The following is a 26,201-nucleotide window of genomic DNA, read 5'->3' as shown; positions in this document are numbered from 1 at the left end:
AGGTAAGTATCGGGGCTGGAATGGCGGGGATTTTCTTTGAAATGCCCGGTTTAGAGCCTTGTAGGGAAATAGTGAGAGCCGAGGTTCAGAGTGGGCGTGAGGGTGCTTGCATTCAGACGGTTACCGGACGTGGTCGGAGCGCACGCTTGCCTCGGCCAGAACGGCCACGAAGATGGCGGCTTCAGGTGCTCAGCTTCGCAGCTCACATTGCCGGGGCCGCAAAGCGGCCCCGCCCCTAGAACCCGATAAACGCGTAATAAACCGGTGGCTGGTCAGTCACCTGTACCCCATGCGCCTGTAACTGCACCTGCAATGCCGCATCCTCGACATGCAGAACCCATGATCCCCAGATGTCCTGGGGCTGATCTACAAGTGCTGTGACAAACGCCTGCATGTCAGGCAAGTAGGCAGTAAAGCCGTTGCCTTTAAGCGCGCTAGTCGTCATGCCCAGTGCATGGCAGACCGCCACCTTGGCCGCGATGTCCTCCCTGTCTGCCTGCCGAGAGGCCTGCACCAACGCCTGCAACTGGGCATCGACCAACTGCGTGCCGTGGATCAGCTCAGGCCCCTGTTGCCAGGCCTCAGGCGGGCAATCCTTGCTCTCGGGCCGCAAGGGGATGTGTGGGTTGATTTCAACCGGATAGATCCTGCACACCAGCGGGCGCTGGTCGTAAATGGCGCACAGGTCGTTGTCGGCCAGATAGCGGCAGCGGCCAGGGTTGAAGGCCGCGAAGGTTACCGACACCCGGATCTGGCCGTCGGCACTGGGTACGGCGTGAGAGCGCAACAGCACATGTTCGCGTTGCTCAGGAGGCATGCCAGGGCCGTCGACGACGAATGCCTCTATCAGCACGATTACCTGCCCACCGTCGCGGGCCCAGCGCTGCGACTCGACCAGGGTCAGGGGCACATGGTGGCCGCTGCAGCACTTGCCACAGCCGGTGCAGGCGAAACGCAGGCTATCGCTCACTTGGTTTGCGGGCTCCATTCACTTACATACGCCCGCTGCTGCTTGCGGTCATACAGGCACAACTCGGTACCGGTACGCTGCTTCATGTGCTTTTGCGGGTACACGCCTTCGATCAGCAGTGCGCTCATGCCGGACTGGTCGTCGAACTCGGCGGGCTTGCCGCGAGCATGGGCGTTCTTGAACTGGCTGGCAGCCAGGCAGGCCTTGAGCATCTGCTGACGGTGCTCGTTCCAGGCCTGGCTGCTGGAGGCCTGGACGAGGCCGCTGAACAGGGCGCAACTGATCAGGATGAGGCTGATACGTTTCATGCGTGGCTTCCTGCTGGTTGCGAGAGGGTCTGGAAGTATGCCCCAGTCAGTCCGAGGGGCAAACCCGCAGCCGTGCTGGCAGGTCAGCGCTCAGCGAAGACCACGGCCCGCGCCGCCACCACCAGGCAGTCGGTCAACTCGGGGGACGAGAACTTGGTCAAGATGGCGTTGGCCCCGGCCTGGGTCGCCTTTTCGCTGCTCATGGCGCTGTCCAGCGAGGTGTGCAGCAGCACGTACACGTGCTGAAAATCCGGGCTCTCGCGCAGGCTGCGGGTGAAGGCATAGCCGTCCATCTCGCTCATCTCGATGTCCGAGACGATGACATTGATCTCCTGCGCCGTGCCTTGCAGCTCCAGCAGAATGCCGATGGCGTCCTTGGCACTGCGGGCGGTACGGCACTCGATCCCCAGGTTGCGCAGGGTATGCACCGACTGTTGCAGGGCGACGTTGCTGTCGTCGACCACTAGGATGTTGGCGGCGGCCAGCAGGCTGGCGTCCTCGACGCTCAGGCCACTGGCGGGCGATTCGACGGGTGCCGGGGCGATGCCGTGAATGACCTTCTCGATGTCGAGCACCTGCACCAAGGTGTTGTCCACACGGGTAACGCCGGTTATGAACGACTGTTTGCCCGCACCGTAAGGCGGCGGTTTGATGTCGGTGCTCAGGCAGTGCACGATGCGGCTGACCGCCTGCACGTGCAGGCCCTGGCGCGAGCGGCTGATCTCGGTGACGATCAAGCACCCTGCGTTGGGGTCGGCCAGCGGTCGCTCGCCAATGGCGCGGGACAAGTCGATCACTGACAGCGGGTGCCCGCGCAGGGTCGCTACGCCTTTGACATGGGGGTGGGACTCGGGAAGCTTGGTCAGCGCTGGGCACGGAATGATTTCGCTGACCTTGAGCAGGTTGATTGCCATCAGCTTGCCGCTGCGCAGGGTGAACAACAGCAGGGACAACGCGTCCGCGCGGGCATTTTGCTTGGCCATGGTGACCTTCGGTGGGGAACAGGGTATAACAGGTTATCGGCCTGTTCCGTCAAGGCTTTAGGGGCGCCTGCGCTAACGTTCGCGCAAGGCTTCCTTGGCACGGTTCAGGGGTTTGATGAGGTAGTCGAGTATGGTCTTCTCCCCGGTGCGAATATCCACCGTGGCGATCATCCCCGGCACGATCGCAAACTGCTTGCCGGCCTTGTTCTGCAGGCTGTCCTGTTCGGTGCGAATGAACACCCGGTAATAATAGATTTCAGGTTTGACCTCGTCCTGCAGGGTGTCCGGCGAAATCCCCACCACCTTGCCGTCCAAGCCGCCATACACCGAGTAGTCGTAGGCGCTGATTTTCACTTTCGCGGCCTGGTCGGGGTGAATGAAGGCAATGTCCCGTGGCGCGATGCGGGTTTCGATCAGCAGGCGTTCATCCATCGGTACGATCTTCATCACCTGGCCGCCGGGCTGCACCACACCGCCCAGGGTATTGACCTCGATGTCCTTGACGATGCCCCGCACAGGCGAGCGCAGGGTCAGGCGCGTCAATGAGTCGCTGCGGCCACGAATCACCTCCGACAGGCTGTCGGCCTCGGCACTGGCCTTGGCCAGCTCTTCCCTGGCTCGCACCAGGTACTCCGAGCGCGCCTCGGTGGCCTTGAGCTCCAGTTCCGAGCGTTGACGGTTCAGGCGGATGACCTCGACGCGGCTGGAGGCGCCCATCTTCGCCAGGTTTTCGGTGATCTTGAGCTCGCTGCGCACCAGCCGCAGCGAGTCCTCGATACCGGCCAATGTCTGCTCAAGGCCACGGCGGCGGGTGGTGTACAGCGCCGTCTCCGCCTCGATCAGCTCGGGCGACTCGCGCAGGCTGGCCGGGAATTTCAGCGGCTTGCCCGTGACCTCTGCCTGCAGCCGCGCCTGGCTGGCCTTGGCCGCGCGGTACTTGGCTTCGCTTTCGCCCACGCTCGATGATGTCTTGGTCGGGTCAAGCTGGGCCAGGACCTGGCCGCGCTCGACAAGGTCACCTTCGGCCACGCTCATCTGCGCGACGATGCCTCCTTCGAACGACTGGATGACCTGTTCGCGAGAGCTGGGGATGACCTTGCCCGTGCCGGTGGACACCTCGGTCACCTCGAACCAGGCAGCCCAAGCCAGGAATGCCGCCAGCATCACCGCGCACAGGGTGATCAGGCGCCCGGCCCGAAACACCGCCTGGTCATCCTGACCATCGAGATAAGAGGCGGGAAGTTCATGGTTGCTCATGCCTGCGCTCCTTGCAGTTTGGCCAACGCGACGTCGCGCGCGTCGTCGATCACGATACGGCCGCCGTCGAGCACCAGGATGCGGTCCACCCGTTGCAGCACGCTCAACCGGTGGGTGGCTATCACCAGGGTGCGGCCCTGGCAGAAGCGGTCCAGGTTATCCAACAACCGGCGCTCGGTAATGTCATCGAGCGAAGCAGTAGGTTCGTCCAGCAGCAGCACCTGCGGCTGGCGCACCAGCAACCGCGACAGCACCAGGGCCTGGCGCTGCCCACCGGACAAGCCCAGGCCGCCTTCGAGGATCAGGTGATCCATGCCTTTGGGCAGGCGACGCACGAAATCCAGCGCACCGGTGGCCGACAGCGCCGCCACCAGCTCCTGATCGCTGGCCTGGCCGGCGCCCAGGGTCAGGTTCTCGCGCAGGGTGCCGTGGAACAGCCTGGCGTATTGGGCCAGCAAGCCTACGTCACGGCGCAGGTCGGCCGGGTCCAGGTGCGCCATGGCGATACCGTCCAGGCTCACCTCGCCCTGCATCAGGTCCATGCTGCCGGCCAGCGCCTGCAGCAACGTCGACTTGCCAGCGCCGTTGCGGCCAAGCACGGCAATGCGCTCACCCGGACGAATGTCCAGCTGCGCGATGTTGAGCACAGGCGGCGCTTCTTCGCTGTAGCGGAAGGTGGCCTGGCGTAAGCGGTATTCACCGCGCAGGGCAGGCATGTGCACCCGTGCCTCGCCTTCAGGATGGTCCACTGGCGATTGCATCAGCTTGTCCAGCCCTTGCAGGGCCACCTTGGCCTGCTGCCATCGGGTCAGGACATGGGTCAGTTGGGCCAGCGGCGCCATCATGCGCGAGGCCAGCATGGAGGCGGCCACCAGGCTGCCGGTGGTCAGGTCACCGGCGATCACCATGGGCGCACCGATCACGATGACCACGGCGAACACGGCCCCTTGCACATTCTGCGTCCAGGCCACCAGCCCGTTGGTGAGGGTGCGCAGGCGCAGGTTGGTGTGGGCGCAGGCGGCGTTGTACTGGTTCCATTGCCGCTCGAAACGCGCTTCGGCTTGCAGGGCCTTGATCTCGTCCAGGCCTTGGATGCTCTCGACCAGCATGGCGTTGCGCAACGAGGACTCGCGCATCGAGGCATTGGCTAACCGTGCCAGGCGCCGCTGCGCGAGCAAGCCCGGCACCACCATCGCCACCAGGGCTACGATCGGCACGAACACCAGCACGCCGCCGATCAGCCAGAACACGAACAGGAACAGCAGGAAGAAGGGCAGGTCGGCCAGTGCCGTCGCGGTGCTGGAGGTGATCAGGTCGCGGATGGACTCCAGCTCGCGCAACTGCGAAATGAACGAGCCGGTGGACTTGGGCCGCACCGAGTTGCGCAGGCGCAGGGCGTGGCCGTAGACCAGGTCGCTGACGCGCAGGTCGGCTCGCTTGCCCAACAGGTCGGTAACCTTGAGCCGCAGCAGGCGCATGCTGAAGTCGAACACCAGCGCCAGCACCACGCCGCCAAACAGCACATACAAGGTCGGCAGCGATTCGGCCGGAATCACGCGGTCGTAGACCTGCATCGAGAACAGCACCCCGGCCAGCGCCAGAACGTTGGCGACCAGCGAGGCGATCATCACTTGCCCATACGGGCGCAGGTCGCGCAGCACGATGCGGGCGAACCAGTGACGGTCGTACGGGGCGGTGTAGTCATCGGTGCGCACATCGCGCAGTGGCCGTGCAGGGCGCAGCAGTGCAACGCGGGTGATCCTGCCTTGCAGCGCATCGCGGGGCAGGCGCGAGGTCAGCCCTTGATCGCCTGCGAAGACCACCGCCAGGTCATCCTCCTGGGTCACCGACTCGACCACGGCCAATTGGCCGTCATCAAGCTCCAGCACCAGCGGCGTGCGCCATTGCCGCAAGCCTTTTGCGTCGAAACGCACAAAGCGCAAGGCCAGGCCGGCCTGGCGTGCCATGTGGCGCAGGATTTCGTCCAGGGGCCGGGCATCCTCATCGGCGGCCAGGCGGATGCGCTGGGGGGACACGTCCAGACGATAGTGATGCGCGACCTGCAGCATCACCTCCAGCCAAGGGCCGAGGTCAGCCCGCGCGCTGGTGGCAGGTGCCGGGGCGTGGGCCTGTTCGGGCAGTGTCACATTGACCGGATCGCTCATGGCTGAATCTCCACACCTTGCAGGTTACGCCCCTCGAGGCCGAAGGCCGCCCGCAGGGCGCCCGTGTTGTAGAGGCAGTCCACGTCCAGGCGCAGCAGGTCGGAACGAGTGCCGGCCAGTTCGAAGCGCGACTGGTAGATTTCCTGCTCGGCATTGAGCAAGTCGAGCAGGGGGCGCGTGCCCAGGTCCAGGTACTGGCGGCCGTAAAGCATCCGCGCTTCCTGAATGCTGTCCTGGCGGGCCTCGAGCGAGCTCAGGCGGCGGCCCAGCCCCGCTGTTTGCGCGGTGGCTTCGGCCAGGCCGCGGCGGGCCTGCAAGCGCGCGGCATCCTCGGCCGAATCGGCGGCCGTCAGGGCATAGCCCGCCGCGCGACTGCGGGCACTGATGGAGCCGCCCTGGTAGATCGGCACCTCCACGTTGAGGTAGATACCGGCCTGGGTACGGTCCAGGCGTGAGTTGTCACGGTTGTAGTCATTGTCCAGGTAGTGGTTGACCTGGGGCTGCAACGACACGGTAGGGTAGGCCTCGGCCTTGGCCTGGGCCAGTTCGGCCTGGCCCTGGGCACGTTGGGCAAGCGCCATCAGTACCGCTGGCAGGCGCTCGTCGCCCTGGCTCGGCCGCTTGCAGGCCTGGGCCAGTTCCCGAGGCGTTCGTTCGTCCAGGGAGACCGGCGTGGCGCGTCCGAGCAAGGCCGCCAGGGTCGAGCGCCAGCGCTCGTATTGGGCACTGTATTCTTCCAGCACGGCGCGGGCGCTTTGTACCCGCGACTCGGCCTGGACCACGTCGGAGCGGGTGCTGGCGCCCATGTCACTGCGCTGGCGGGCCATGCTGGCAATGTCGCCTACCCCACGGATCTGGTCACGGGCAATGCCGATCAGCTGCTCATAGCGGCGCGTTTCGATCCAGGCGTAGGCCGTGTCGCGGGCCAGGTCATCGACCACCAGCAGGATATTGGCCTGGGCCCGGGCGGCTGCGGCCTGGGCAGCGCTGACCGCATGATCGACCTTGCCGAAGTCGTACAGCATCTGCTTGAGCGACAGGTTGATGGCCTGGCTGCTGCGGTCACCGCCGTAGCCGGTGTCATAACCGGTACGCAGGCCGCCGGAAATCTGCGGGTAATAACCTGCGCGGGCGACATTGATACCTTCGCCTTGCTTGTACAGGTTGCCGATGGCCTCGGCGATGCTCGGGTGCCATTGCGCGGCTTGCAACACGGCCTCGGACAGCCCCAAGGGCTGCGCGCCGGCGACCGGGGCCATGCCCACGGCGGGCCTTGCCGGTACCGCGTCAGGCGCGTCCCTGAGCAGGGACGGCCCGATCTGGCGTAATGCAGGGTCTATGTCATCGGCGGCCTGGGCCACCGGTTGAAAATTCAAGGCCAGGAGCCCGAAGGCTCCCAGCAACCACGGTGAAAGCGTACTGCTTGGCTTCACAGAGTGTCCTTACTGCTGGTCATCGTCCTTGCCGCCGGGGGTGTACCCGGCGGGTTTGCAGCGGCCTCAGACCACATGGATACCGCTTTGCACCCACAAGTGGTGACTCGGATCCTCCTGGGCCGTGTATTGGTTATAGTCGATACCGTCGGCAGTTTGGTTCCCCACCTTGCTCCAGGTGTCGGTCATGTGAACCGAGTCACTTTCGTCCCCCTTGATGATCAGCGTGTCGCTGGCGCTGTCGGTGACCGCCACCACATCGGCCAGGGTCAATGTCAGGGTCACTGCGCTGGTGTCGTTGAGGTCGATGGTTTCGATCTCGTGCACCCGCCCGACCAGGTTGCCCAGGTCGATGCTGGCATCGCCGCCATTCCAGAGCAGGGTGTCGCTTCCGCTTGCTCCGTTGATGCTGGCAAAGGCCTGGTCGCTGATGACCAGCGTATCGTTGCCCGCGCCCCCGTCGAGCGCGACCGCGCTACCGGTGCTGGCCACCAGCGTGTCATCGCCATCGGTGCCGGCGATCACCTCGCTGGCAGCGACTGCGGCGACACTGGCCAGCGCCGCGCCCTCTTCACCGGTGTCCGCCATGATCGCAGCGGTGGCGGCAAAGCCGGTGACTGGGTCAAGGTTGATGGTGAGCGTGGCGGTGTCGGTGGTGCCGTTGGGGTGGGTCAGCTCGTAGGTGAACACTTCCCGTTGCCCGATCACCGACGAACTGAGACCGGCGTCGAGGGTATAGGCGTAGCTGCCGTCGGCCTGTACCACCAAGGTACCGTAATTGCCCTGGACAATGGCCCCGTTATAGCCCGGAATGGTGAAGGTGTTCGCCGCCGTCAGCACGCTCAGCACCGTCAGGGGCGAGCCCAGGTTGTCGGCGCCCGCGCCGTCGGTCAGCAGGTTGCCGGTGACCGGCGTGTAGCTGCCCACCACGAACTCGTTGAGGTGAGTGGCCGTGGCATTGACCGTGGTGGTCAGCGAGCTGAGCAGCCCAATGCCGCCTGCGGTGACCCGCACGTGGTAGGTGCCGGCGCCCTGGTTCTGGAAGGTGTAGCCCGCACCGCCGCCCAGCAGGGTCACCAATGAGCCACCACCCACTGTCTGCACCGTCACGTACTGCCCGGTGGCCGGGTTGAGCTTGAGCAGCTCGAGCGTGGTGCCGTTGAGCAGGGTCAGCAGGTTGGTGGAGTTGAGCACGACCTGTACATCAGCAGTGGTGTTGGCTGCCACGGTGGTGGTGTAGGTGGCCGAGCGGGTACCGAGCACCGGCAAGGACAGCGGTGAGAACGTGGTGGTGCTGCTGGTTTGCAGGTTCACCAGGCTGATGTTGGTGTTGTCGACGTCGTTCACCGCATCCACCACGGTGGCTGGCGCTGCATAGTTGGTGTTGCTCCACACCTCGGTGGCTTGAGGGCTGTCGATGCGCACGTACAGGTTGGCGGTGTCGGACTTGCCGTTCGGATGCACCAGTTGATAGCTGAATACATCCACCTTGCCGACGCTGCTCGGGCTGCCGTTGGGGGTGTAGGTGTAGCTGCCATCGCCCCTGATCACCAGCGTCCCGTACTGGCCCTGCACCGTGGTGGCGCTGCCAGCGGTCACGTAGCTCCCGCCTTTGAGCACCTGCAGGACCGCGTCGCTGTCCGGCCCACGCGCATCGGTAGTGCCATCGATACCCACGTCGGTGACCACGTTGCCGGACGTTGCAGCGCCTGTACCGGTGAACTGGGTCAGGCTGGTGGTATCGACCTGCAACGTGGTGTTGACCGTGGTCAGCAGGCCGATGCCGCCGCTGCCCACGGTCAGCCGGTAGTCACCGGCACGCAGCTCGCCGATGTCCACGCGCAGGCCTTGGCCCAGCGGCAGCAATACCAGGTCGAGCAGGCCCTGGCTGTTGCCGGTGGCCAGCGTCACCCAGGCGCCACTGGCATTTTTTACCTGCAAGGTGAAGGTGGCGCTGTCCAGCAAGGCCAAGGCACTGCCTGTGTTGAGCGTCAGCGTCGGGTCCGCCGTTGTCCCTGCGCCAACTGTCCAGGTAAAGGTCTTGCTGAAGCCTGCCAGCAGGGTGCTGAACGAGTCCTGGTAGGTGCGGCTGCTGACGACGGGCGCAAGGTTGACCACGGCAGTGGCCAGGTTGTCACTGGCGATGACCGGTGCGTTGGCGTCCACATCGGGCGCGGTAACGGTGACATTGCCCGACACGTTGCCGCGTGGGTCGCTCAAGGTCACCGACAGCAGCTGGCCATTGTCCTGCGGTGGGTTCAAGGTCACGGTGAAGCTGCCGTTAGGCTGCACGGTACCGGTTTGCAGCACCGTGCCGGTCGCGCTGCGCACGGTGACGATGGCGCCGGGCTCGCCGGTACCGGTCAGGCTGGTACCGTCGGCATTGACCTGCAGGTTGCCGGCGACCGCTGGCGGGGTGAAGTCCGGCGCCGTCAATGCCGTAGGCGTTGAAACGTTGCCAGCTGCGTCCGTGAGCGTAACCGACAGCGCCTGGTTGTCGATCTGCGCAGCCGCCAGGCTGACCACGAACAACCCGTTGCTGCCGACCGTGGCAGTGCCCAGCACGGTGCCGGCGCTGTTACGCACCTGCACCGTGCTGCCGACCTGGCCCGAGCCGCTGACGGCGGTGCCGGTGGGGTTGATGGTGGCAAGCGGCGCGGCAGGCGGCGTGGTGTCGGGTGCGAGCACGCTGGCGCTGCCGGACAGGTTACCGGCGGCATCGGTCTGGCGTACCACCAGCAGTTGCCCATCGTTCTGTGGTGAGCTCAGGGCGATGGTAAAGGTGCCGTTGGCCTGCACCACACCGGTACCGACCTGGCCTCCTGGGCCTTGCACGGTAACGGTAGCGCCTGCTTCACCGTTGCCGGTCAGTACGGTGCCCGCACCGTTGACCACCACGTTGGTCGGCGCAGCAGGTGGTTGGACGTCAGGCGCGGTGAAGGCGGTGTTGCCAGAGGCGTTGCCCGCCGCGTCGGTCTGGCTGACGGTCAGCACCTGGCCGTTCAACTGCGGTGCGTTCAGGTTGATGCTGAACTCGCCGGCGGCGTTGACCTGCCCGGTGCCCAGCACCGCATTGCCGGCGCTGCGCACGGTCACTGTCGCGCCCGCTTCGCCGGTGCCGGTCAGTACCAGGCCATTGCTCGACAGCGCGGCGATGACCGGGTTTGCAGGCGGGGTGATGTCTGCCGCCACCACGAAGGTTGGCTGCGACTCGCCGCCAATCAAGGCAACGGCCGTGACGGTCAGTTGCTGCCCGTTGAGTTGTGCGGCCGTCAGTTGCAGGCTGAACGTGCCGTTCAAGGTGGCGCCGCCGACACCGATCTGGTTGCCCGCCGCATCGTATACCCGAATGCCCGTTCCCGAAGGCGCATTGCCCGACAAGGTCAGGCCATCGCTGGCCAGCACGACGTTGGTAGGGGGTACCGGAGGAGGTGCCAACGGCGTGACGAAGGTGATGCTGGCAGACGTATTGGCCGCCGCATCGGTCTGGTAGACCACCAGCGACGCCACTGAGCCGGCAGGCGGACTGGTGACGATCTGGAAGGTCCCGGCGTCGCTGACTTCACCGGTACCGATCACCGTCCCGTTTTTGCTGATGGTGACGGTTGCGCCTGGCTCGCCACGGCCTGTGATCACGGTGAAGGTGTTGTCCACCGCCAGGTCTGTAACGGCACCGGGCGGCGAGGTATCCCGGGCCAGCAAGGTGGCCGGGATCGACGCGTTGCCTGCTGCGTCGATGGAGACCACGGTCAGAAGCTGGCCGTTGTTCTGGGCTGGGTTCAGGGCGACGGTGAAGGCACCGCCCGCCGCTACCTGGGCGGTGCCGACTTCGACACCGTCCGGCCCGCGCACGCTGATGGTGGTGCCGGCTTCGGCCGTACCGGTGAGGGTCTGGCCGGTGGCATTGAGCACAAGGTCACCCGGCTGCACCGGTGGGGTGAGGTCAGGTGCTTGCAGTTCCACGCCGGGCGATGGGTTGCCGGTGGCATCCTGGGCGATGAGTGTCAGCACTTCACCGTTGATCTGTGCCGGCGTCAGTGCCATCACGAAGCGGCCGTCAGCGGCGACGACCACTTGGCCGACCAGGTCGCCCTGGCTGTTGAGCACCGTGACGCGCGCCCCGACTTCGGCTGTGCCGACTACCTGGGTGCCGCTGCTGTTGATGGTCGCCACCACCGCTTCAGGGGGCGTGATGTCCAGGGCAGTCAGGGTGCTGACCGGCGAGACGTTCTGGGCAGCATCGGTCAGGGTCACCTGCAACCGCTCGCCATTGAGCTGCGGGGTTTGCAGGGCGATGGTGAAGGTGCCTGCGGCGCTCACCACTCCCGTGCCGATCTGCGTCGTGCCCACGAACACCCGCACGGTGGCGCCCACTTCGCCGACGCCACCTAGGGTGTCGCCTGCCGCATTGAGGCGCAACTCGGTCGCCGCTGCTGGCGGCGTCAGGTCGGGCGCCTGCACCGTGACCGCCTCGCTGACGTTGCCAGGTGGGTCGGCCTGCAGCACGGATAGCACCTGGTTATCGACCTGAGCCGGCGACAGGTCCACACGGAAGCTGCCATCTGCCAGGACCGTGCCCGTGCCCAGCGCCACGCCCGCTGCATCCCTGACGGTTACCGTGGATCCCGGCTCACCCAAGCCGGTGACCACGCTGCCATCGGCGTTGATTGCCACCTGAGTCAATGGCGCTGGTGGGGTGAAGTCAGGCGTTTGCAAGGTGGCGATCGGCGAGACATTACCGGCCGCATCGGCCTGGGTGAAGCTCAGCACCTCGGCGTTGGTGAGCGGCGGGTCGAGGGTCAGCGTGAAGTTGCCGCTGGCATCGACGATGGCCCTGCCGATGTCCTCACCCGCTGCGTTGGTGACGGTCACTTCTGCGCCGGCTTCGCCGCGCCCCGTAATGGTGGCGCCGTCGCTGGAAACCGCCAGCTCCGCCGGTGCGGTTGGCGGCGTGGTGTCGGGCGCGGTGATGACGCTGGCGCCCGATTGGTTGCCGGCGGCGTCGGTCAGCAGCACCTGGACCTGTTGCCCATTGGCCTGAGGCGCCGTGAGGTTGACCTGGAAGGTGCCATCGACGCGCACGGTGTCGGTACCCAGAACACTGCCGTCGGCAGCGATCACCCGCACGGTGACGCCTGGCTCACCTGTACCGTTGAGCAGGCTGCCACCGCCAGCGAACGCCAGGTCCTGTGCAGGTGTTGGCGCGGTGCGGTCTGGCGCGGTAAGGCTGACGCTGTTCGATTCGTTGCCAGCCACATCGGCCTGGCTGGCATTGAGCAGCTCGCCGTCCAGTTGTGCCGTCGCCAGCGTGGCGCTGAAGTTGCCAGCGGCATCGACCACGGCGGTGCCGAGTTCGATACCACCCTCGCCGGTGATGGTCACGGTAGCGCCCGGCTCGCCGCGGCCGGTCACGACCAGGCCATCGCCAGACAGCACCAGGCCGGTCAGCGACAGCGGCGCCGTGGTGTCCGGCGCCTGCAGCGTGGCAGGTAGCGAAACCGCGCCGTCGGTGCCAGTGGCGGCGATCAGCAGCACTTCGCCGTTGGCCTGCGCGCTGCCAAGGTTGACCGTGAAGCTGCCGTCATTGGCCACTGGGCTGCTGCCCAGGAGTTGCCCATTGGTGCCGTACACGTTGACGGTGGTGCCGCTGGCTGCCGTTCCCGATACCGATAGCCCGTCGGCTGCCAGGACCAGGTCTGCCGGGGTTGCCGGTGCCAAGGGCCCAGGGGCGTTGATCGATTGGGCAGGCGATACGTTCTGCGCTGCATCGGCTTGCACCACGCTGAGGGTTTCACCCACCAGTGCCGCAGGGCTCAGGCTGACATTGAAACGACCGTCGGCTGCGACCACGGCTGTGCCCAGCAGGCTGCCATCGGCTGCGCTGACGCGCACGGTGGCGCCGGCCTCACCGGTGCCCACCAGGCTCGCGCCGTCGGCGGACACGGCCAGGTTGCTGACGGCGGGCGGCGGCGTGGTGTCTGCTGCGGTATAGGGCGCAGCGGTCGAGACATTGCCGGCAGCGTCGGTGGCGGTCACCTGCAAGGCCTGACCGTTGGTCTGGGGAGCATTGAGGGTGATCTGGAAGGTGCCGTTGGCAGCGGCGACTGCCGTGCCCAGCACGTTGCCGGCGCTGTCGCGCACGGTCACCGTGCTGCCTGCTTCGGCGCTGCCGGTCATTTGCAGGCCTGAAGGGGCGAGCAGCAGGTCGATCGGCGCGTCGGGTGCCGTAAAGTCCGGCGCAGTCACGGCAACCGCCACCGATGTGTTGTTGCCCGCATCGGTCTGGGTGACGCTCAGGCGCTGCGCGTTGAGCTGCGCGCTGTCCAGGGTCAGGGTGAAGCTGCCATTGGCCGCGACCAGTCCTGTACCGAGGATGGTGCCGTCGACCCCGCGTACGCTGACGGTGGCGCCTGCTTCGCCCAGGCCGGTCAGGGTCAGGCCGTTGTTGTTCAGCACCACGTTGGTCAGGGCAGCCGGGGGTGTGAGGTCTGGCGCGGTGAGGTTGACGGCAACCGAGGTGTTGCCGGCGGCATCGACCTGGGTGACGCCGATGGCTTGGCCATTGGCCTGGGGCGTATCGAACACCACGGTAAAGCGGCCGTCCACACCCACAGTCGCCGTTCCCAGCACGGCGCCGGAGGCGTTGCGCACCTGCACGGTAGCGCCGGGTTCACCGCTGCCGGACAGCTGCCGGCCATCGCCGCTCAACTGCGCGTCGCTCACGGCTGCCGGCGGTGTGCGATCTGGCGTGGCCAGGCTGGCCGGTGCCGACACGTTGCCGGCTGCATCGCTGAGGGTGACCTGCAGCGCGCTACCGGTTGTCTGGGCGCTGGGCAGGGTGATCTGGAACTGGCCACTCTGGTTGACGGTACCGGTGGCCAGTACCGCGCCGCTGGCATCGCGAATCGTCACCAGCGCCCCGGCCTCACCCTGGCCGCTGACGACCGTGGCCGCGTTGTTCAGGCTCAGGTTGTCGGCAGCCAGAGGTGCCTGCAGATCGGGGGCTTGCAAGGTCGCGGCCAATGACACGTTACCGGCCGCGTCCGCCTGGGTCACGATCAGGTTCTGGGCATTGGCCACTGGCGGAACGAAGTTGATCGTGAACAGGCCATTGCTGCCCACGGTCGCGCTGCCCAGGAAGTTGCCCAGGCTATCGCTGACGCGCACGGTGGCGCCCACTTCGCCCTGGCCGGTCAAGGTGCTGCCGATCCGGTCGATGGCCACGTTTGTCGGTGCATCCGGTGGTGTGGTGTCTTCGGCGACCACGGTGGCTGGCACCGAGGGCTGACCGCCTGCCGTCGCTCGCGCGGTGACCTGCAATTTCTGCGCATTGAGCTGGGCATTGAGGAAGAACACGCGGAAGATGCCATCGGTGCCAACCGTCGCCGTGCCCAACGTGGTACCGGCGGATGTCACGGTAATCAAGGTACCGACGGTGCCCTGGCCGGTCAGCAGGAAGCCGTCGTCGCTGATCGCCAGGTTGCTTGGGGCCGCGACTTCGTTGCCGGTCGGGCCTTGCAGCTGTACTTCGGTGGAGGCGTTGCCGGCCGGGTCGATCACGACCACGTCGACCGTTTCGCCCGTGCTCAGGGGCGGGTCGACCGGGATCACGAAGGTGCCGTCCGGGCCTGCCGTTTCACTGCCGCGCTCGGAGCCATCAGGATTGCGGATGACCACCGTGCTGCCAGGTTCGGCCGTGCCGCCGACCGTGGTGCCATCGGGGCTCACGCTGACATCGGTAGCTGGCAGCGGATCGGTGTTGTCCGGTGCTGTCACGCTGATCGGCGCCGACGCATTGCCAGTCGGATCGGTGACCACGACGGTGACCGTCTCTCCATTGTTCTGCGGGGTGGGCAGCGTCACGCTGAAGCCGCCGTCGGCGTCTACTGGGACAGTGACTTGGCCCCCGGCACTGTCGCGTACCGTGACGGTCTGGGCGCCAGGTGCGTTGCCGGTGACGGTGGTGCCGTCTTCGCTGACCACAACGCCAGTGGGTTGCGCAGGTGGGGTGATGTCCGGCGCGGTGACCTGACCGGGCAACGAAACGTTGCCGGCACCGTCGATCAGCACGACGTCCAGCACTTGCCCATCGAGCTGCGCAGGTGACACGGGGACGATGAAATTGCCGCCCTCAGGCACCACGACGCTGCCCAGCACGGTGCCGTCAGCGGCACGTACTTCTGCCGTGGCGCCAGGTTCGCCAACGCCCTGGATGGCAGTGCCGCCCGGGGTGATGACCAGACCCGTGGCGGTTGACGGTGGAGTGCTGTCGTCAGCCGTGAGCGTGGTTGGAGGTGACAGGTTGCCCTGTGCGTCGATGAGGATTACCGACAGCACTTCACCATTGGTTTGTGCAGGGGTGAGAGGGACTTCGAAGTTGCCATCGACCCCTACTTCGACGCTGCCCAGCACATTGCCGGCGACATCGCGGACCTCGACAGTGGTCCCGGCCTCACCTCGGCCGCTCAGTACATTCCCTGCGCCATTGAGCGTGAGGCCAACAGCCGCCACAGGCGGTTCGAGGTCAGGCGCCGTCAAGGTGCCAGGAACGGAGGCGTTGCCGGCAGGGTCGGTTTGGGTGATTGATAGCGCCTGGCCACCGAGTTGCGCCGGTACCAGGGTAACGCTGAAGTTGCCGTCGGCTTGGACCTCGGCAGTGCCCAGCACGATGCCGGCGACGCCGGTCACCGTGACTTGTGCGCCGGGCTCGCCCGTGCCCGTGACGACGGTGCCATCAGCGGACACCAGCAGGGTGCCGGGGATGGCCGGCGGTTCATTGTCTGGTGCAGTCAGGTCGACGGCCTGGGACAGGTTGCCGGCGGCATCGCGCTGTTCGACGCTCAGCACCTGGCCATTGGTCTGCGCGGGGTCGAGCGTGACCGAGAATGCGCCGTTGTCGCCTACTTGGGCAAAGCCCAATACGGCGCCGTTCGGGCCGCGCACGGTCACCGTGGCGCCGGCTTCGCCAGTGCCGCTCACCACGCTGCCTGCGCCGTTGATGACGGCGTCGGCGACCAGTTGGGGTGGCGTGGTATCCGGCGCAGTGAAGGGTACCGGGCCTGCGCTGTTGCCCAGGTTGTCGGTGGCTTCCACGCTCAAGTTTTCGCCGTTGCGCTGGGCAGCGGACAGGGTGACGTCGAAGCGTCCGTCGGCGCCCACGGTTGCGCTGCCCAGCACAGCGCCGTCTGCGTCGCGTACGGTAATGATCGAGCCGACCTGACCTACACCGGTCAGATGGATACCCGCGGTGTCGATAGCCAACGCGGAAGGCTGCAACGGGCCGTCCAGATCGGGCGCCGTGACGGTGGCGCTCGAGGTATTGCCTGCGCCATCGCGCACGGTGACTTCCAGGGTCTGACCATCGGTCTGCGGCGGCGTCAGTTGCACGCTGATGACGCCGTTGGCACCGATCTGAGCCGTGCCGAGCACGTTGCCATCGGCATCGGTGACCTGCACCGTGGCCCCTGCCTCGCCACGTCCGGTCAACACGCTGCCGTTGGTGCTCAACTGCAGATCGGTAGGTTCATTGGGGGCCGTGATGTCGGGAGCGACGATTTGCACGGGCAACGAAGGGGTGCCGTCGCCATCGATGGCGACCACATCCAGGGTTTCACCGTTGGCCTGGGCCGGTGTGAGGCCCACGGTGAAGCTGCCGTCAGGGTTGGCCTGAACGGTGCCGATGACATTGCCCTGCGTATCGCGCACTTCCACCTGGCTGTTGCCAGGGGCTGTGCCGCTGACCGAGGTGCCGTCGCCAGCCACCACGATGTCGGTCGGGCTAGCCGGTACGGGGGCTTGCGAAACGGTGACGTCTATCGCCGTGGAGACATTGCCGGCTGCATCGGTCTGCACCAGCGTGATGGCCTGGCCGGCCACCAACGGCGCATCGAGGTTGACGACGAAGGTGCCGTTGGCCGCGACGGTGCCCGTGCCGATGACCAGGCCCTCGTCATTGCGCACCTGCACGGTGGCGCCCGGCTCGCCCCTGCCTGCAACGGCAAGGCTTCCCGCACCTGCCTGCACGTTGCTGACCGGTACCGGCGGCGTGATGTCGGGGGCGACATAGCCTAGCGGCACCGAGCTGTTGCCTGCGGCGTCGGTGACGGTCACGGACAGGGCCTGACCGTTGGCCTGGGGCGGGTCGAGTGTGAGGGTAAAGGTGCCGCCGGGCTGTGCGATGGCGCTGCCGATCAGGGTGCCGGCGGCGTCGCGCACTTCAACGCGCGCGCCGGCCTCGGCCGTACCGCTCAAGGTCACGCCGTTTTCCAGCGCCAGGTTGGCCGGTTGCAACGGCGCCACCTGGTCAGGGGCGGCCAGCGAGCTTGGCACGGAGATGTTGCCCGCTGCATCGGTGAGGGTGACCTGGAGCGCCGAGCCGTCGATCACCGGCGTCTGCAACTGCACCACGAAGCTGCCGTCGGCTTGTACTGTGCCGGATGCCAGCAGTTGCCCCTGGTCGTTGCGCACTTGGACAGTGGTGCCGGCTTCGCCGCGCCCGGAAACGGTGGCGCCATTGGCGCTGATCACCAGGTCGGTGGCAGGTTGCGGCGGCGTGGTGTCGCCGCCGTTGTCGATCACAGGCGCAGTGACCGAGCCCGGCAATGAGGCATTGCCGGCGGCGTCGGTAGCATTGACCTGCAGCTGCTCGCCGGCCACTTGTGGCGGATTCAGGGTGATGCTGAAGACACCGGTCGCACCCACTACGGCCGAACCCAGCACAGTGACCGCATCAGCGGCCAGCACGCGCACGGTACTGCCAGCTTCGGCGCGCCCCGTGACGATGCTGCCGTCGCCATTGACTTGCAGCTCGCCGGGGATGGCCGGTGGCGTGATGTCCGGCGCCGTCACCTGCACAGGCAGGGAGGCATTTGCGGCGCCATCGATGGCCACCACGTCGAGCAATTCGCCGTTCGCCTGAGCCGGGTTGAGCACGACGGTGAATGTGCCACCGGCGCCTACCACCACACTGCCGACTACGTTGCCATCGGCATCGCGTACCTGCACCTGGCTGCCTGCCGGGGCCGTGCCGCTGATGCTGGTGCCGTCCTCGGCCACCACCAGATCGCTCGGGCTGGCCGGGGCCGGAACCAGAGGAACGTCGAACAGCAGCGGTTCGGACGCATTGCCGCTTGGGTCGGTCTGCACGAGGTTCAGGCGTGCGCCGGGCTGGGCAGGTGGGTTGAGTTCGAGCAGGAAGGTCCCGTTGCCACTCACGATGCCGCTGCCGATTACGCTACCGTTCGCATCGCGCACTTCTACGCGCGCGCCCGCTTCGCCTCGACCGGCCACGGTCAGGCCGGCGTTACCCACCACCACGTTGCTTACCGAAGCCGGCGGCGTGATGTCCGGCGCTTCGAACTGCAGCGGTGTCGAGGTGTTGCCGGCGGCATCTACCAGGCGTACATCGAGCGCTTCGCCGTTGGCCTGCGCGGGTGCCAGGGTGATACTGAAGTTGCCGTTTGCATCGACCAGGCCGGTGCCGATCACGCCCCCGCCAGCAGTGCGTACCTGCACCGTTGCGCCAGGCTCGCCGCGACCGGTCAGCGTGACGCCGCCTTCAAGGGCAAGCGCGGTTGGTTGGGCAGGCGCCAGCAGGTCGGGGCTGACCACGGTGGCTGGGGTGGAGGCGTTGCCGGCGGCATCGGTGAGCACGACTTGCAGGGGGCTGCCGTCCTTCACCGCAGGGTCTAGGGTGACCTGGAAGGTACCGTCGGCATTGACGGTGCCGCTGGCCAACAGGTTGCCTTGACCATCGCGTACCTGCACGGTGGCGCCAGCCTCGCCGCGCCCATTCAGTTGCGCGCCGGCAAGGTTGATGGCCAGGCCCGTGGCAGGTGCAGGCGGCGTGTTGTCCACGGCGTCGATGTCGGGCGCTGTGACATTGCCCCCAGCAGAGGTGTTGCCCGCCGCGTCGGTGGCCGTGACCTGCAAGACCTCGCCGTCGACCTGCGGCGGGTTCAGCGTGATGCTGAAGCTGCCGGTGGCGCCGACCACTGCACTGCCCAACACCGTGGTGCCATCGGCTGCCAGCACGCGCACAGTGCTGCCAGGCTCGCCACGTCCGCTGAGTACCGTGCCGTCGGCATTGACGGCCAGTTCGCTTGGCGTTGCAGGTGCAGTGATGTCCGGGGCGATGATCTGGGTGGGCAGGGAAGAAAGCCCTGCACCGTCGATCGCGACCACATCGAGCAGTTCGCCGTTGGCCTGCGCGGGTGCCAATTCGACCGAGAAGCTGCCGTCAGGGCCTGCGACTGCGCTGCCCAGCAACGCACCGTCCGCGCCGCGCACTTCTACCCGAGTACCTGCCGGGGCGGTACCGGTCAGGGCGGTACCGTCTTCTGACAGTGCCAGTTCAGCAGGGCTGGCGGGCGGATTGGTCGCTGGCACCGCGAATGTAACGGCGATCGAAGCATTGCCGCTGGGGTCCACCTGGATCAGGCTCAGTTGCTCACCGGGCTGCGCGGCAGGGTCGAGATTGACCAGGAAAGTGCCGTTGGCGGTAACCACGCCGCGACCCAGCAGGTTGCCATCGATGTCACGCACTTCAACCGTGGCACCGGCTTCGCCTCGACCACTGAGTGCGGTACCCCCTGGCCCGACCAGAAGGTTGGTCACAGCTTCTGGTGGCGTGATGTCCGGGGCGTTGAACTGCAGCGGGTCAGACGTGTTACCCGCTGCATCGACCAGGCGTACGTCCAATGCCTGGCCGTTGGCCTGGGCAGGAGAGAGGGTGACTGTGAACCGGCCGTCGTCGCCAACAATTGCCGAGCCGATCAGGGTACCGGCTGCGGTACGGACCTGCACGGTCGCACCTGCTTCACCGCGGCCAGTCAGGGTCACGCCGCCAGCCAACGCCAGTTCGGTTGGCTGTACCGGGGCGATCAAGTCAGGGGAAGTAACGGTCGCGGCCTCGGACACATTGCCAGCGGCATCGGTGAGCGTGACCTGCAGGTCGCTACCGTCTTTGACGGCGGGGTCCAGGTTGACAGTAAAGGTGCCATCGGCGGCCACGGTACCGGTTGCAATCAGGTCACCGGCCGCATTGCGCACTTGGACCGTGGCTCCGGCTTCACCGCGACCACTCAACTGGGTACCCGCCACACCCACTACCAGGTTGGAAGCCGCTTCAGGCGGCGTCGTATCGCCGCCGCCGTCAATGTCCGGCGCGGTGACCGAACTGGCCTGGGATGCATTGCCCGATGGATCGGTGGCAGTGGCTTGTAGCACTTCGCCGTCCACCTGGGCAGGGTTCAGGGTAATGCTGAACATGCCGGTGGCGCCGACCACCGCCGAGCCCAGCTCGGTGCCGTTAGCGGCCAGAATGCGCACGGTGCTGCCCGGCTCGGCGCGGCCCGTGACCACGGTGCCGTCGGCGCTCACTGCCAGCTCTGCGGGAGCGGCGGGAGCCGTGATATCGGGGGCGGTGACCTGGGCGGGCAGTGACGATACATCGTCGGCGATGGCCACCACATCCAGCAGTTCGCCGTTGGCCTGGGCCGGGTTCAGGTCGATGCTGAAGCTGCCGTCGGCATTGGCGATGGTGCTGCCGATCAACGCACCGCTGGCATCGCGCACTTCGACGCGTGAGCCTGCCGGGGCAGTACCGGTGAGCACGGTGCCGTCGGCGTTTACCGCCAGGTTGGCTGGGCTTTCCAGGGCTGGGGTCAGGGGCACTTCGTAGTCGACTGCGGGCGAGGCGTTGCCGCTAGGGTCTGTCTGCACCAGGCTCAGTTGCTCGCCGGGTTGCACGGCGGGGTCGAGGTTGACCAGGAAGGTGCCGTTGGCAGTGACCACGGCGCTGCCCAGCAGGGTCCCGTTCGCATCGCGCACCTCCACCGTTGCACCTGGCTCGCCTCGGCCCCCGATGACGGTACCGCCAGGGCCGACCAGTACATTGGTGACCGCTTCTGGCGGAGTGATGTCAGGGGCGTCGAACTGCAAGGGCGCCGAGGTATTGCCTGCCCCATCGACCAGGCGTACGTCCAGTGCCTGGCCGTTGGCCTGGGCAGGGGAGAGGGTGATGCTGAAGGCGCCGTCTGCGCCCACGGTGCCTGTACCGATCACGGTGCCGGCGGCATCGCGCACTTGCACGGTAGCACCCGGCTCACCGCGGCCGGTGAAGGTGACGCCATCGGCCAGGGCCAGGTCAGTGGGTTGGGCAGGCCCTACGAGGTCTGGCGACGCCACGCTGGCGGCTGGCGATGTGTTGCCTGCCGCGTCAGTGAGGGTGACTTGGAGGCTGCTGCCGTCCTTGACGGCGGGTTCCAGACTGACGGTGAAGGTGCCATCGGCCCCGACGGTGCCCGTGGCGAGCAGGTTGCCTGCGGCGTCGCGCACTTGCACGGTGGTACCGGCTTCGCCGCGGCCAGTCAGTTGACTGCCTGCTAGCCCGATGACCAGGTCCACGGGCGCGTCTGGCGGTGTGACGTCACCACCGCCATCGATGTCCGGTGCTGTGACTGCACTGGCTTGGGATACGTTGCCCGCCGCATCGGTGGCAGTGGCTTGCAGTACTTCGCCATCCACTTGGGCAGGGTTCAGGGTGATGCTGAACACGCCGGTGGCGCCGACGACCGCCGAGCCCAACTCAGTGCCATCAGCGGCCAGAATGCGCACGGTGCTGCCCGGCTCGGCGCGGCCCGTGACCACGCTGCCGTCGGCGCTCACTGCCAGCTCTGCGGGAGCGGCGGGGGCCGTAATATCGGGGGCGGTGACCTGGGCGGGCAGTGACGATATATCGTCGGCGATGGCCACCACATCCAGCAGTTCGCCGTTGGCCTGGGCCGGGTTCAGGTCGATGCTGAAGCTGCCGTCGGCATTGGCGATGACGCTGCCGACCAACGCACCGCTGGCATCGCGCACTTCGACGCGTGAGCCTGCCGGGGCAGTACCGGTGAGCACGGTGCCGTCGGCGTTTACCGCCAGGTTGGCTGGGCTTTCCAGGGCTGGGGTCAGGGGCACTTCGTAGTCGACGGCGGGCGAGGCGTTGCCGCTAGGGTCTGTCTGCACCAGGCTCAGTTGCTCGCCGGGTTGCACGGCGGGGTCGAGGTTGACCAGGAAGGTGCCGTTGGCAGTGACCACGGCGCTGCCCAGCAGGGTCCCGTTCGCATCGCGCACCTCGACCGTTGCACCTGGCTCGCCTCGGCCACTGATGACGTTGCCGCCAGGGCCGACCAGCACATTGGTGACCGCTTCTGGCGGAGTGATGTCAGGGGCGTCGAACTGCAAGGGCGCCGAGGCGTTGCCTGCTGCATCGACCAGGCGTACGTCCAGTGCCTGGCCGTTGGCCTGGGCAGGGGAGAGGGTGATGCTGAAGGCGCCGTCTGCGCCCACGGTGCCTGTGCCGATCACGGTGCCGGCGGCATCGCGCACTTGCACGGTAGCGCCTGGCTCACCGCGGCCGGTGAAGGTGACGCCATCGGTCAGGGCGAGGTCGGTGGGTTGCGCAGGCCCCACGAGGTCTGGCGATGCCACGCTGGCGGCTGGCGAAGTGTTGCCCGCTGCGTCGGTCAGGGTGACTTGGAGGCTGCTGCCGTCCTTGACGGCGGGGTCCAGGCTGACGGTGAAGGTGCCATCGGCACCGACGGTGCCTGTGGCGAGCAGGTTGCCTGCCGCGTCGCGCACTTGCACGGTGGTGCCGGCTTCGCCGCGGCCGCTCAACTGTGTGCCGGCTAGGCCGACCACCAGGTCCACAGGTGCATCCGGCGGTGTGGTGTCACCGCCATCGACCAAGGGCGCGGTGATGTTGGCTGCCGGCGACGTATTGCCTGCTGCGTCGGTAGCGCTCACCGCCAGGGCCTGGCCAGTGGTCTGCGGGGGTTGCAGCGTGATGCTGAACAGGCCGTCGGCGCCCGCGATGGCGGTGCCCAGCAACGCACCGCCAGGGCCGCGTACCGAAACGGTAGACCCAGGTTCGGCCCGCCCGGTCAGGGTGGCCCCTTGGGCATCGACGGCCAGGTTGGTCGGTGCGAGCGGCGCCGTGAGGTCTGGCGCAACGACGGCACCCGGTGCAGAGACGTTGCCAGCGGCGTCGGTCAGGGTGACTTGCAGGTTCTGGCTATCAAGCTGCGCCGGTGTGAGCACCACCTCGAAGGCTCCATTGGCCCCCACCACGCCGCTGCCGATCACATTGCCGGCAGGGTCGCGAACGTTGACCGTGGTGCCGGGTTCGCCGCGGCCCGACAGGCGCGTGCCATCAGCGGAGACAACGAGCGCCACGGGCGCATCAGGAGCGGTGGTGTCGGTGCCATCGACCACTGGAGCCACAATACCAGCTGCGGCGGACGTGTTGCCCGCTGCATCCTCGGCCGTGACCTGCAACGCCTGGCCCGCTGTCTGTGCCGGTTGCAGGGTAATGCTGAACAAGCCGTCCGCCCCAGCCGTGGCCGAGCCCAGCAGCACGCCGTCAGCCCCTCTGACCGACACCGTGGAACCGGGCTCGGCGCGGCCTGTGAGCGTTGTACCCTGAGCGTCGATGGCAAGTTCGGTCGGCGCCAGCGGAGCGGTCGCATCCGGCGCGGTCACGGTGCCCGGTGCAGACACATTGCCGGCTGCATCGGTCAAGGTCACCTGCAGGTTTTCGTTGTTGATCTGGGGGGCGTTGAGCGCAATATCGAAGCTGCCATCGGCCCCGACCGTACCGGTACCGAGCAGGTTGCCAGCGGCATCACGAATGTTCACGATCGCACCCGCTTCACCGCGCCCCGACAGGCGCAGGCCATCCGGGGAAACCAGCAGGTCGATGGGGGTTGCCGGTGCCGTGGTGTCAGGTACTGCACCGCCACCACCGCCGCCGCCGCTACCGCCGCCCAGCGCCGCCGCGCCGCCGCCCACGCCGAGCAATCCCAAGCCTGCGATGGCCCACGTCGGCATCGCGTCGCCCGCCGTACCGATGCCTGCAACCAGTTCGTCCAGAGAAGCCACTTCGTTGAAGGTGAAGCCGGTGAAAGCCTGAGCATCGTATTCGGCTTGCCAGAGGGTGCCGTCTTCGCCGACGAACACCATGTCGCTGCCGACGCCTGCCTGGTTCAACGCGAAGAAATTACCGATGGTGACCTTTTCGCCGGACTTGAGCGTGACGATCAAATCCTGCCCGCGTTGCGTGACGGTGGCGACCTGGTCGGGCGCGACGGGCATCTGCACGACGCCTGGGCCATTGAGAGTGATATTGCCCCAGGCATTCTGGGTGGCGACGGCGGACTGCTTATCGGCGACGACGATGTTTTCCATGAAGTGCTCCCTGCTGGTCGACTGATCCCCCCCGGCCTGAATGCGGCCGGCATTGCTGCACCAGGTCCTCTGGAACGCGATGCGGCAGCCTCGACCGGTCAGTCGAGGCGTGGGCGTTTAGGAGATATAGCAGCCGTGTTCAGACCAACCAGAGGCTTTCTGGGTTAATCCTTTTGTGAGGCATCCCTAGCGAATGCCCAGCCGCCGGGCCAAGCGGCTGAGGTTCGCGCGGTCGAGTTCGAGCACTCTTGCGGTGGCTGCCCAGTTGCCCTGATGTTGATCCAGGCAGGCCTGAATCAACTGGCGTTGGTAGGTGTCCAGCGCTTGGCGCAGGCCTCCAGCACCCAGTTCCGGCACCGCCGTTTCATGGGCGGGGGCGAGCTGTGCAGGCAGCGAAGCAAGTGGCTGAAGATCCAGGTCGGCAGCGGTCAAGGACAAAATCCTGGGACGTACCGTTTGTCGGCCCAACGCCTTGAGCGCCGAGCGGCCGATCAGATGCTCCAGTTCACGCACGTTGCCCGGCCAGTCGTAGGACAGAAGTGCAGCCTGGGTGTCCGCGTCCAGACGTAGGCTGCTCAAGCCCAGGCGTGAGCGATTCTGTTCGAGGAAGTAGCCCGCCAGAAGTAGCACGTCGCGTGCTCGTTCCCGCAGAGGGGGGACATGCAGGGGATATACGCTCAGGCGGTGGTAGAAATCGGCACGCAATCGCCCGCTGCGCACCTCGGCGGCCAGATCGCGGTTGGTGGCGGCGATCAGGCGCACGTCGACGTGGTGTTCGCGGTCCGAGCCCAGCCGCTGCAACTGCCCGCTTTGCAACACGCGCAGCAGCTTGGCTTGTACGGCTAGCGGCAACTCGCCTACCTCGTCGAGAAACAGCGTGCCCCCATTGGCCAGTTCGAACTTGCCTCGGCGCTCTGCATGGGCGCCGGTGAAGGCTCCGCGCACGTGGCCGAACAGCTCGCTTTCCACCAGCGTGTCGGGCAGCGCTGCGCAGTTCAGGCTGATCAACGGCTTGTGGGCGCGGCTGCTCGCCTGGTGCAGGGCTTGGGCTACCAACTCTTTGCCCACCCCGGTCTCGCCGGTGATCAGCACGGTGAGGTCGCTGCTGCCCACCAATCGGATTTCCTCCAGCATGCGCTTGTGGGCCGGGCTCTGGCCGATCAGCTCTCGGTCCTGACCACTGGCCTGGCGATACACCTCTGCTCGCTGATGCTCGTTTTCTGCGCGCAGGGCCAGGCGTTCGATCCGCTCGGCCACGGTCACGGTGGCAGCGGCCAGGCTGGCAAAGGCTTGCAAGGCGTCGAGCTCCAGGCTCTGAAACTGGCCGGGCGTCAGGGCATCGAGGGTGACCAGCCCCCACGGGCGCTCATCGACCATCAAGGGGCAACCCATGCAGTCGTGAACCTCAAGGTCCACGTCCGGCGTATTGACCAGGCCATCGTAGGGGTCCGGCAGCTCGGAGTCGCTGGCAAAGCGGGTAGGGGAGGGGCTGCTCAACAGAATCTGAAAACGTGGGTGCTCACTGACCTTGAAGCGACGGCCAACGGTATCTGGGCTCAGGCCGTCCACGGCCAAGGGCACTAGCCATTGGCCATCGAGCCGGAGCAAGGCGGCAGCGTCACAGGGCAGCAGACTGCGCATGGCTTGCAGTAAACGGCGATAGCGCTCCTGATCGGGCAGGTCGCGGGACAGGTCGCTGACCAGTGGCAGCAAGGCGGTAAGCAATGGCTTGGCAGTCATAGGGACTCCTGTGTGTCTAATTGACTATAAGCCATCCTGTGTCATTTCGACATGCTAGGGCTTGAAGCCCCCGAATTTGCAGGGCCCTGGACTTGGCACGAATGGTGAAATGACCC

8 protein-coding genes are annotated in these 26,201 nt (G+C 66.6%); all 8 read right to left on the bottom strand.

The window, feature by feature from the left end; translation table 11 throughout:
• Positions 1-235: 235 nt before the first annotated feature.
• Positions 236-970, bottom strand: a complete 735-nt coding sequence (locus tag ACF8GB_RS17420; protein WP_392527368.1) for a YkgJ family cysteine cluster protein — start codon at positions 968-970, stop codon at positions 236-238.
• Complete coding sequence (locus ACF8GB_RS17415; RefSeq protein WP_058639430.1) at positions 967-1,278, bottom strand: hypothetical protein; 312 nt, start codon at positions 1,276-1,278, stop codon at positions 967-969. The genes ACF8GB_RS17420 and ACF8GB_RS17415 overlap by 4 nt, the downstream gene beginning before the upstream one ends.
• An 83-nt stretch (positions 1,279-1,361) precedes the next feature.
• Positions 1,362-2,261: a chemotaxis protein gene (locus tag ACF8GB_RS17410; RefSeq protein WP_058639429.1), complete on the bottom strand. Its 900-nt coding sequence runs from the start codon at positions 2,259-2,261 to the stop codon at positions 1,362-1,364.
• A 72-nt stretch (positions 2,262-2,333) separates the two neighbouring features.
• Positions 2,334-3,518: an HlyD family type I secretion periplasmic adaptor subunit gene (locus ACF8GB_RS17405; RefSeq protein WP_023534727.1), complete on the bottom strand. Its 1,185-nt coding sequence runs from the start codon at positions 3,516-3,518 to the stop codon at positions 2,334-2,336.
• Positions 3,515-5,683, bottom strand: coding sequence for a type I secretion system permease/ATPase (locus ACF8GB_RS17400; RefSeq protein ID WP_078479087.1), 2,169 nt, complete (start codon positions 5,681-5,683; stop codon positions 3,515-3,517). Before ACF8GB_RS17400 ends, ACF8GB_RS17405 begins: the two co-directional genes overlap by 4 nt.
• Positions 5,680-7,116 (bottom strand): TolC family outer membrane protein, encoded by a 1,437-nt coding sequence (locus ACF8GB_RS17395; protein ID WP_196127448.1) that lies wholly within the window; start codon positions 7,114-7,116, stop codon positions 5,680-5,682. Before ACF8GB_RS17395 ends, ACF8GB_RS17400 begins: the two co-directional genes overlap by 4 nt.
• Positions 7,117-7,182: 66 nt before the next feature.
• Positions 7,183-24,345 (bottom strand): BapA/Bap/LapF family large adhesin, encoded by a 17,163-nt coding sequence (locus ACF8GB_RS17390; protein WP_392527366.1) that lies wholly within the window; start codon positions 24,343-24,345, stop codon positions 7,183-7,185.
• 186 nt (positions 24,346-24,531) lie between these two features.
• A complete protein-coding gene (gene norR / locus ACF8GB_RS17385; RefSeq protein WP_145257145.1) occupies positions 24,532-26,085 on the bottom strand; it encodes a nitric oxide reductase transcriptional regulator NorR in 1,554 nt (517 codons plus the stop codon).
• Positions 26,086-26,201: the final 116 nt, after the last annotated feature.

It is taken from the genome of Pseudomonas sp. xss_4, from assembly GCF_043104125.1.
Taxonomy (GTDB): Bacteria; Pseudomonadota; Gammaproteobacteria; order Pseudomonadales; family Pseudomonadaceae; genus Aquipseudomonas; species Aquipseudomonas parafulva_B.
The sequence above is the reverse complement of the archived record's forward strand: the minus strand, read 5'-3'. Positions and strand labels throughout refer to the sequence as shown.

Bases quoted from the DNA above. Each gene is read 5' to 3' on its own strand.
- ACF8GB_RS17415 (WP_058639430.1), bottom strand. From the start codon at position 1,278: ATGAAACGTATCAGCCTCATCCTGATCAGTTGCGCCCTGTTCAGCGGC.
- ACF8GB_RS17410 (WP_058639429.1), bottom strand. From the start codon at position 2,261: ATGGCCAAGCAAAATGCCCGCGCGGACGCGTTGTCCCTGCTGTTGTTC.
- ACF8GB_RS17405 (WP_023534727.1), bottom strand. From the start codon at position 3,518: ATGAGCAACCATGAACTTCCCGCCTCTTATCTCGATGGTCAGGATGAC.
- ACF8GB_RS17400 (WP_078479087.1), bottom strand. From the start codon at position 5,683: ATGAGCGATCCGGTCAATGTGACACTGCCCGAACAGGCCCACGCCCCG.
- ACF8GB_RS17390 (WP_392527366.1), bottom strand. From the start codon at position 24,345: ATGGAAAACATCGTCGTCGCCGATAAGCAGTCCGCCGTCGCCACCCAG.
- norR (WP_145257145.1), bottom strand. From the start codon at position 26,085: ATGACTGCCAAGCCATTGCTTACCGCCTTGCTGCCACTGGTCAGCGAC.